This window comes from Paramaledivibacter caminithermalis DSM 15212 (assembly GCF_900142245.1).
In the GTDB taxonomy this organism is placed as follows: Bacteria; Bacillota; Clostridia; order Peptostreptococcales; family Caminicellaceae; genus Paramaledivibacter; species Paramaledivibacter caminithermalis.
The window spans coordinates 1-1,978 of sequence record NZ_FRAG01000135.1 but is presented as its reverse complement, the minus strand read 5'-3'; the positions used below and the strand labels follow the sequence as shown (position 1 = coordinate 1,978).

The window sequence follows — 1,978 nt, the reverse complement described above, 5'->3', positions numbered from 1 at the left end:
ATCCTTGTTCATTTTTTCTTTCTGTCCTTTCATTAGAAAATTTGAACAAGGACTATCTTATCACTTATCTTATCATATTTTATCTGTCAAAAAATACCTAAATTTCTGTTTTTTTTCCTTGACTTTTGTTTTTATTTTTTATGCAACACCAGTGATGAATAAGATAACTTAGTTCTAACTAAAACTTTCAGTATTAGTTGCAGCCTATATTAAGATGATGTAGAAGTGTACTTAATTCGAAATAAAAAGTAGTATTAGGAGGAAGCAAGACATAATTTTATTTTTTGTCGACTTACAAAGAAGTCGATTCAAAATTACAAAGTTTGCTTATCAAAGAAAGAAAGCGTTAAGTTGGAAAATAATTGGGCTCTTTTATTTATGCAAAAAAGTCCCCTCCAGTCAGAAAGATATGAGAAAGCCAAGTCTAGCACAAATCCACGCACGTTAGTAAAATCAATAAATATAAAAATATAAACAAATTATAATCCAACATCCCACATATGCATAATTCGCTTATAATTTGTATAAATATACTCTTTTCACGAGCAAACTTGTTTCATTTTAAACAAACTTGTTTGTCACTCGGCAATTAATTTTTATATACTTAAAGAGACATCGTATTTACATACGGTGTCTTTTAGTATTTTTGAGAAAATTTTATATGCATAAAATTCCGTGTTTCAAAGCTATATATTTATACCTATTCAAGCTATCTAAGTATTAAAAGACAACTCAAATCATATATATATATATAAGTTTAGGAGTTATAAGGGGGAAGGGGTATTATGAGAGTCATAATATTAAAGCGGAAATGGATTATATGGGTTATTTTATTAGTAATATTTATTATGGTAGGAATATTTTCAATATATAAATATAATAAAGCAGTAAAAACAGCATCATTGCCTACTTTAAGAAAAGTGATCATTATTGATCCTGGTCATGGAGGAATAGATGGGGGCATGGTAGGAACAACAACAAAGGTCCATGAAAGTAATATAAACCTGCAGATATCTTTAAGATTGAGAAAGTATTTAGAAGAAAGCGGTAGTTTAGTACTTATGACAAGGGATGAAGATGTTGGTTTATATACGGAGGGAGGAACAATAAGAAAGAAGAAAAACGAAGATCTACGAAATAGAAAAAGACTTTTTGATGAAAGCAATGCTGATCTTGTGATAAGTATTCATTCAAACAGCTTTCAAGAATCTAAGTATTATGGAGCTCAAGCATTTTATAATCCAAATTGTGAAGCTAGTAAACTTGCATCAGAACTTATCCAAGAAGAATTAATACGAGTATTAGATAATGGAAATACTAGAAAAGCAAAAGCAAAAAATGATGTATACATATTAAAAAATGTAAAGGTTCCTACAGTAATTGTAGAATGTGGTTTTTTATCAAACCCTAAAGAAGAAATATTACTTCAGAATCCAGATTATCAACAGAAAATAGCTTGGAGCATTTATGTAGGAATACTTAAATACTTTAATAGGCTGAATATATAAATAAAGCTTTACCATGTAAATTATATTTAAAGATAATCAATTCTAAAGGATTATAAATTCTATAGAAAATAATAAATTTCTCTACATTTTTCTTTGATATTCATGGATATTTAAAGTTGTTTATTTTTGATTAAACTTGTGGATAATTTGTGGATACATTTTCTGTAAAATAGCTATACATTAGTTAATAGCTATGTAATACAATTCTAGAATTATCCACAAAGTTATCCATATGTTATATATTAATTAGTATGAATATGTGGACAAGGTTTATACTAAAGCAAGAAAAGTTATATTAAACAATAAATATAGTATATGTTTATATATAAATCCACTATATATAATAAGCAAAATAAATATGATGATGATTTAAGTTGTGGAAAAATTATCTACATAATAAATCACTAGTGTTGCATAAAATTAATTACGAAAAGTCAAGAATAAATCTCTAAGAATTATTGATGTAACAA

1 protein-coding gene is annotated in these 1,978 nt (G+C 26.7%); it reads left to right on the top strand.

What is annotated here, in order from left to right; translation table 11 throughout:
- Positions 1–785 precede the first annotated feature (785 nt).
- On the top strand, positions 786–1,508 hold the full coding sequence (cwlD, locus tag BUB36_RS18850; RefSeq protein ID WP_073153876.1) for an N-acetylmuramoyl-L-alanine amidase CwlD: 723 nt from the start codon (positions 786–788) through the stop codon (positions 1,506–1,508).
- Positions 1,509–1,978: the final 470 nt, after the last annotated feature.

Coding starts and splice junctions, on each gene's coding strand:
- cwlD (WP_073153876.1), top strand. CDS start 786: ATGAGAGTCATAATATTAAAGCGGAAATGGATTATATGGGTTATTTTA.